Raw genomic sequence first — 6563 nt, forward strand, 5'->3', positions numbered from 1 at the left:
CCTCTACTTTTAGCGTGCTCTAAAAATGGGGGGATTACCGTATTGTCCTGAGCGCTCGTGGCCTTCGTGATCAATCGAGAGTCCAGGGCGGTAGTTGAGCCTTCTTCTGTCACTGTGAATGTGGTGACGTTGAGAGTGGTCGACGCTTCCGATGCGATACTTATTGGCGAGCTGGTTTTTGTGCACATGTTCACCTGGGACATCTCCATCTCCTGATAGAACGGATTCGGCGATTCCACACTGTGCGTCAGCCAGGCGCCAGTCAGGTTGTTGGTCGGATAAACTCCGGCGTAATCCCCGGCATTTATCTGTGATGCAACCGCTGCCAAGTTGGCATACAAGGGGCTATTCGCATTCTCGCCAGAAAAGCCGACGTCGGTCATGCCTTGATAGATCAATGCGTTCCGGTGGTATACCGAATTGATCAGATTGTCGATCGCCGTTGATTCCAGATTTGGAAATTGCACACTGAACGCTATGACTTCAGTAGCTGTAGCGGCTTGGTAGCCTGATGCTCTAACACGATCGATAGCAGTAGCGCCCGTAAAACCGGGTCTGCCTATGAATTCGTGGTGCGGGTCTCCTCCGCTCTGGTTCATCGTGACATACGCAGCATGCTTCTTCGCTGCGTCATCGATTAGTACGCTCTGGTTCAGTGGACCCAATCCTTGGCCAGCGCGGAAAGCGTTTAACTTGGCGAAAGAGACTTGTTCGCTTGTGCCGGAAGTGTAGTTCGCATCTACAGCAGCCTGCAGGTTTGCTGTTTGGACTGGCGACACTGGTGCGGGAGATGGAGAGGTTGGGGTAGTTGGGACGGTCATTATCGGAGCTGAAGAACTCCCACTGCCATCCCCACCGCAGCCAACGAGTGCGAGCGTAAGGGAAGTTACCGCTGCAGACAGTTTTGATACACGCATTGTTGATCCTTGAATCTCGACGAATGAAGGCAACAGTTCTCGGCCGCGTCTTGTCCACCAAACGGTGAAAGCCACGCAAAGTGTCCTTCAATCCGGAGTTATGTGACCTGAGCAAGCTCTGCTGCCATTGATGAGTAGCAAGTATATCAACTTTGGCGGCATATCTACGTTTTACGTAGAGAAAATTTCTTGGTATTCTACGAGTATCGTGGGATGCCTGCGCGTTCTAAGATCATCAACTCAACTATCGGCCGACGTCTTCGTCAAGCGCGTGAACGGGCGGGGTTGCCGCAGGATCGCCTCGGAGTTCTTGCAGGCCTGGAAGAATCGTCGAGTAGTGCCCGGATGAGCCGGTACGAAGGCGGAGTTCATGAGCCTCCAATGAAATTTGCAGAAGCGTTGGCAAAAGTTCTCGGTGTTCCGGTGGCTTTCTTCTATTGCAACGATGATCGCCTCGCTGAGATCATTCTTGCTTACTCAGCTGCTCCCGAGGCGAAGCGGCAAACCTTATTGGAATCGGCACGTAGTTTAGTAGTGTGACATTGCGGACACTTGTGATTGCGGGAACTTTGAAAAGAATGGCTCTCTATCCGGCGCAACAACTTGGGGCGAGCGCCGGTTCCTTTCTATGTTGACTCACCAGTCCTGACACTCGACTGGCCAAGTGGAACTGTGTTGATCTACACTTCTGCAGCCCTGTTACCATCCCCCGCCAAGTTTTTCCTTTGCCCCCTGATTCGCTTCACGAACATTTCAACGATCAGCGTACCTCTTTACAAGCTGTAGGTTAGACAAGTCAAGCGTCTCTTGGACATTCCCCCACCAGCTCGAACACTTTCGATAGGTATGATGTTCCTATCCGGGGTATAACATGGCACGTGAAGTCGGGTGTTTTCAGAAGAGTTCAAGCGCGAGGCTGTAGAGCTGGTAGGCCAGCCTGGCGCAAGCAAGGCGGCTATCGCGCGCGGCTGGGCATTGTCGCCAATTTGTTGGGACGGTGGTGCAGAGATGCCAACGAGGGCTCACAGATTGTAGGCGGGGAAGAGAAGGTGTCCAGCCAGGAGTACGAACGCATGCAGCGCGAGCTGGCAAAGGTCAAGACGGAGCGCGACATCTTAAAAAGGCGCTCGGCTACTTCGCAGGCAACCTCAAGTAGTTACTCCAAACTCTGCAACCTGTGGAATATATCTTCGTTCCTGTCTTCATGTCCCTGCCACACTCGCTGACGCTGAGCCAATTAGGCTCACACCGGCCTAGCAAGAAGCGATGCCAGCTTGACTTGCGCACATTGTGCGCGCACAATGTGCGCCACACATCGCGCATCCTTGGAACAATCATGCCCTGGAAATACCTTTATCCAAATACCGTCGCAACTGAGACCGAAACAAATACAAAATTCGACGTGAAAATCGGGCGTGTACCAAGCAGGATGGACGATGTCGAGTTGACGCCTTGTGGAAGCGCAAAGCAGAAATTTGATGCGGTTAGTCTGGCGAAATTCCGTGCCGAGTTCTGGGAAACATTTCAGAAAGAGCGGCGCCGCAGCGCAATGCGTAATCTAGTCGATAACAAGTTCGGCGGCGATACGTTGCAGGCATCGATTGCGATCCAGAACATAACGAAGAAGCCGGTGTCACATCGAACGATTCAAGCATGGCTGATGGAGCCTGGTGCGCGCAGCAGCCGCTTCTGCCCTGAATGGGCGTTAGTAGCACTCAAGGCATTCGTCGACGCTCCTGAAAACATTGATTATCTTGCGAGTTGTGGGAGGATTTCTGCTGGTACGTCTTCTTATATGCCTTACTCGTCCGCAGTCGATGTTAAATACGGTGTCAAGTATGCGACGGATGCAATTGCTAGCGATGAAAAGCGACAACGCGAGTGGAGCGATACGAGCCTGACATCATTGCCACATATGATTAGTCAGTTCGAGAACAAAACTGAGCGGCACTTTGAACATTTGGATATGCATGCGCACGCGATGTGGCGTGCGCTGCGCGAGGCTACGGATTTCGAAGACTTTAGGAGGCGCGTGCTGGATGAAGTAAAAGACAAAGAGATTGGAGACACGATCGTTCGGAAGACACGTCGCGCTATCGAACAAGGCACCGATGAGTTCGCGAACAATGGAGAATTCACGGAATAATCAAACAAGGTACCTTTGAACGCTCAGTCGGTTGATTGTGGTGTAACTTTCCGCTTTCGTCGTCTAATGTCCTCAGTGTTCGACAGCACTCGACCCGAAGTTAATCTTTCCTATTTGCAGGTACAAGGATGCGAGATGGCCGGCGTGAAGGGGATTCTAGCGTCGTGCAGGCGCGCGAAGCGGCATCCGCTGGCTGGCTGCCAATCAGGCGGCATCCGGTCCTTCCAACCTAAGTCAAAGTCGAGGTACCGGGCCTCGGCCTTATCGATCCATGCCACCACCATCATACTCTCGATCCACTCGGCTACATCACGCACTGACGCGGCAGCCTCGAACGCTGCCGTTGCCGTATCACGTAGCACCGCGCACGGCACGACATGCTCGGGGTAGATGCGGCCCGGCGACTTTGCATTCTGCGGCACCACGGCATTGCGGATATAGTATTCAGCGATCCGGGTATGGCGCGGGCCGCCCTCGGCTAGGGAGCGTTTGTAGTAGCGCGCAAGGCGGACATATGCTCTTGTGAGGCGTGCTGCAGGAGCTGTGGCATCCACGCGTGGCCGCTCGTAGGGAAGACACTCAGTACGAATCGCCTGGGCCAGTCCACTGCAATCGGCTGGCGCTGCCCCACGTTTCTGAAGCCATTCGTGATACGCCAATGCCGCCTCGGTCAATGACAAGCCCTGCTTGCCATACCAGTGTTCCATAAACAGTGTGCGGAGCACCCTCCAATGCGCTCCTGGTGGAGCATGCAGTTTGAGAACCGCCGAATCGCCTGCAGTGGCTTCCTCCTCGAGCTCGAAGCACAGTAGTGCTGTCTGAACCACCATGCGAACGTGGCACAGCCGCTCATTGCCCGCAATACTGCGGATGGCATGACGACAGTAGTCGGGGTGCAGGCCCGGCTGTCGTCCAGTCATCGGCGCCAACAGCATGCCTTCGCCCTGTAGCTCCGCTACCAAACTACTGACTTCGCTATGACCGATGCGTAATACGCGCTGCAAGGCGCTGATGGATGGATTCTGCGACTGACGTGCTGCGCTGCGAGCATGTCCTAGGGAGGACTTATCGATTGGCATTGGAACCTCTTTTGTTGTTGAGATAACGATACCGTATCGAGCAGCTTCTAACCTTCGCATTGTTACAATTTTCTCCATCGCGGATAGGGGCTGCCGGTTGCAACTATGCGCGAAGGCGCCAGGTAGCATCTCCGCATAATTACTCCATCTCATCTGGCTCTGGTTGGCGTCCCCTCCCGCTGACTTTCAAAAGAGTCGTTGGGTACACCGATCCGCGCCTCCTGCAGCAGCTCAACGACAGTATCGCCGCTAACGCCATTGCCAATATGAGTTAGGTAGCCTACAGTGAGGAAGAGGGCAGCGTGTCGCGTGCCGCGCGCAGCAAGAACCAAAATGCTTTGTAGTGTGTCACAACATCCAACTGAGCTGAACATCGGCCGCCGGCCAACAGTCGCTACACTGTACGTCGGCAAGCGGCCAAAAGCAGTCGCTTTCTTTTTCTCAAACCCGTCACTAAGTAGGTTCCTATCAGCAAACCAGTTGCGTTCTAGCAAACAGAATAAACTCGCGATGTAAGTCGGCAAACTCAGTGCCAAGACTGTTTGCTTTATCGACCTCCTCTTGAAGATGTTTCGTCCATGCGAAATCATTCGTGCCCGGAGGGACAATACTCTGTCGGTTTAAACCTATCGGCTCACTTTTATGCGCGAGAAACCTGAGAAACTCGTTTGCCTTTTCATAAAGTTCAAGCTTTTTTTTCTCCAGTTCTGGATCGAGAAACATAAACTCCGGATGTCGCCATTTAAGCAGGAATTCCTCTAGCCTATCTGTAGGGCGATTATCGAAACTATGCCCAAAGTCGTGGTGGCGCGCCAATTCTACGATTCCCGAATCGCTGGGCAACTCGGATAAAAGCAGTCCGAAAAGTTTGCGATCTACCGCCGCGACGTTGTTTTTCGCTAAACGCGCAAAATGGTCTGAATAAAACTGCAAAATTCTTGCTAATACGTTGTATGTAATGCCGAGCACAACTAAAACTAGGCCTATCCAGTAATCTGCGTAGCCACTACTGAGCTCAGCAATAGTTATGGGAGCTCCGGAATTGATATTGAAAGTAGAGATAAGAACGTTGTAAAACAGCACTTTCAGCGGAGTGGGAAATAACAATATCGAGGCCCCGATTCCGATGACAACGAAAGTTAACTTTGAAACTAAATCCGGTAAGAAGAAGCGCCGGATTGCACCTTTTAAAACATCCTTAAGTTCAAGTTCATTTGCTAGATTCTGTAAAACGCTTAATTTTGACATGTCACTTATTCTATCGGTAGAGATTTTCTGCTTGCTATATGGAGATGACAGACGTGGTCTAGATTTAGATGGTCTAGTTGTCGCACTAGATAATTTATTTCCGCTCCTAGCCCGAGTAAGATGATTTGCACTGCGAAACGCATACAAGCTTTGACTTCATCGTTGTAGATCTACAATGTTTAGCCGGTAAGAACGACTATCTGGCCTCACCTCGGCAAAGCCGATTGGAGCGCCTGATGATTGCACATAACCAGCAATTATTTCGCGTACCTCTGCCTTGCAGTTTTGACCGAAAAGTACACGGGTAACGGCATGCCCGGTAAACACATTCACTCCCCTTGGGCCGATTGCTCGCCATTCGTCCTCGTACTTCCAAACTTTCGATTTACTATAAAAAATCTTCTCGATCTGGACTGCCAGTGAATCTCCACCAGGAAGCATATCTACAATGGGCCTTTTTCGGAGATAATTTACCTTTCGTAGATCATTGAATACCGACGTATCGTACTCCAGGCATACTCCGCTAAAATTCTCTGAATAATGCGACCACATCAAACTATTATCCGGCGAGGCAGCAGCACAAAAGACCCCCAATTCTGAGATACTTTTCGCCATCATCGCCTCGAGTCTCGCTAAATTGGCGGGATCTCTTAAATCTTCGGTAGTCCCTAACGTAGAGCGAATTTTTGCTTCCACCAGCGCAGCTGCGTCCGGACCTCGCGAAGCCTTAGTGCGCTCAACGCAAATACGCAAAAATTCTTCTGCCGAGCAGTTTAATGATGTCACTGGCCGACAATCAAAGGGGTCGTTAAAAGAAAACGAAGATCCAAAGAAGATTTCCCTACCCTCGATCATTCCTCGAATACGGTCCAGACTGCCAGTGCCCGGTTGTACGTGCTCTTCTAACTTCGCAGGACGGTACTTATACACAAATTTTGGTATATTTTTTTTCATAAAGTCGTTGGCATCTACGCCTTAGCGATGCTGAGACTGATGCGCTCACCCAGGCGCGCCCTGCCTTGGAATAGCATTTCCATCAGTGGTTTTTTCGATCGTTCTTGTCGCCAATATCGCAGGATCTCCTTAGCCGCCGACGCAAACGTCTGATCTAGCTCCATCGCGTCAAGAATTGCCATGTCAGCCGAAAAAGCGGTTCGGGTCATCGTGGCTACG

The 6563-nt window shown here is 51.5% G+C and carries 7 protein-coding genes; 2 read left to right on the forward strand and 5 right to left on the reverse strand.

Annotated features, from left to right (window positions below; all coding sequences use genetic code 11):
* The coding region (locus tag QPK27_RS24925; RefSeq protein ID WP_290420845.1) for a CAP domain-containing protein at nucleotides 1–992 on the reverse strand (992 nt) is incomplete at its 3' end.
* Nucleotides 993–1130: 138 nt separating this feature from the next.
* Between QPK27_RS24925 and QPK27_RS24930 the strand changes: the two genes are divergently transcribed.
* Both QPK27_RS24930 and QPK27_RS24935 read left to right on the forward strand, forming a co-directional pair.
* Nucleotides 1131–1457, forward strand: coding sequence for a helix-turn-helix domain-containing protein (locus QPK27_RS24930; protein WP_290420846.1), 327 nt, complete (start codon nucleotides 1131–1133; stop codon nucleotides 1455–1457).
* A 796-nt stretch (nucleotides 1458–2253) separates the two neighbouring features.
* Nucleotides 2254–3063 (forward strand): hypothetical protein, encoded by an 810-nt coding sequence (locus QPK27_RS24935; RefSeq protein WP_290420847.1) that lies wholly within the window; start codon nucleotides 2254–2256, stop codon nucleotides 3061–3063.
* Nucleotides 3064–3173: 110 nt separating this feature from the next.
* On the opposite strand, the gene QPK27_RS24940 is transcribed toward QPK27_RS24935, so the two are convergent.
* The 4 genes from QPK27_RS24940 to QPK27_RS24955 all read right to left on the reverse strand — a co-directional run.
* On the reverse strand, nucleotides 3174–4142 hold the full coding sequence (locus tag QPK27_RS24940; protein ID WP_290420848.1) for a hypothetical protein: 969 nt from the start codon (nucleotides 4140–4142) through the stop codon (nucleotides 3174–3176).
* Nucleotides 4143–4610: 468 nt separating this feature from the next.
* Complete coding sequence (locus QPK27_RS24945) at nucleotides 4611–5390, reverse strand: hypothetical protein (protein WP_290420849.1); 780 nt, start codon at nucleotides 5388–5390, stop codon at nucleotides 4611–4613.
* 156 nt (nucleotides 5391–5546) lie between these two features.
* Nucleotides 5547–6344, reverse strand: coding sequence for a DUF2971 domain-containing protein (locus QPK27_RS24950; protein ID WP_290420850.1), 798 nt, complete (start codon nucleotides 6342–6344; stop codon nucleotides 5547–5549).
* Between the two features lie 14 nt (nucleotides 6345–6358).
* The coding region (locus QPK27_RS24955) for a hypothetical protein (protein ID WP_290420851.1) at nucleotides 6359–6563 on the reverse strand (205 nt) is incomplete at its 5' end.

Origin of the sequence: Massilia sp. YIM B02443 (assembly GCF_030411955.1) — a bacterium.
In the GTDB taxonomy this organism is placed as follows: Bacteria; Pseudomonadota; Gammaproteobacteria; order Burkholderiales; family Burkholderiaceae_D; genus Telluria.

Bases quoted from the DNA above. Each gene is read 5' to 3' on its own strand.
- QPK27_RS24930 (WP_290420846.1), top strand. From the start codon at position 1,131: ATGCCTGCGCGTTCTAAGATCATCAACTCAACTATCGGCCGACGTCTT.
- QPK27_RS24935 (WP_290420847.1), top strand. From the start codon at position 2,254: ATGCCCTGGAAATACCTTTATCCAAATACCGTCGCAACTGAGACCGAA.
- QPK27_RS24940 (WP_290420848.1), bottom strand. From the start codon at position 4,142: ATGCCAATCGATAAGTCCTCCCTAGGACATGCTCGCAGCGCAGCACGT.
- QPK27_RS24945 (WP_290420849.1), bottom strand. From the start codon at position 5,390: ATGTCAAAATTAAGCGTTTTACAGAATCTAGCAAATGAACTTGAACTT.
- QPK27_RS24950 (WP_290420850.1), bottom strand. From the start codon at position 6,344: ATGAAAAAAAATATACCAAAATTTGTGTATAAGTACCGTCCTGCGAAG.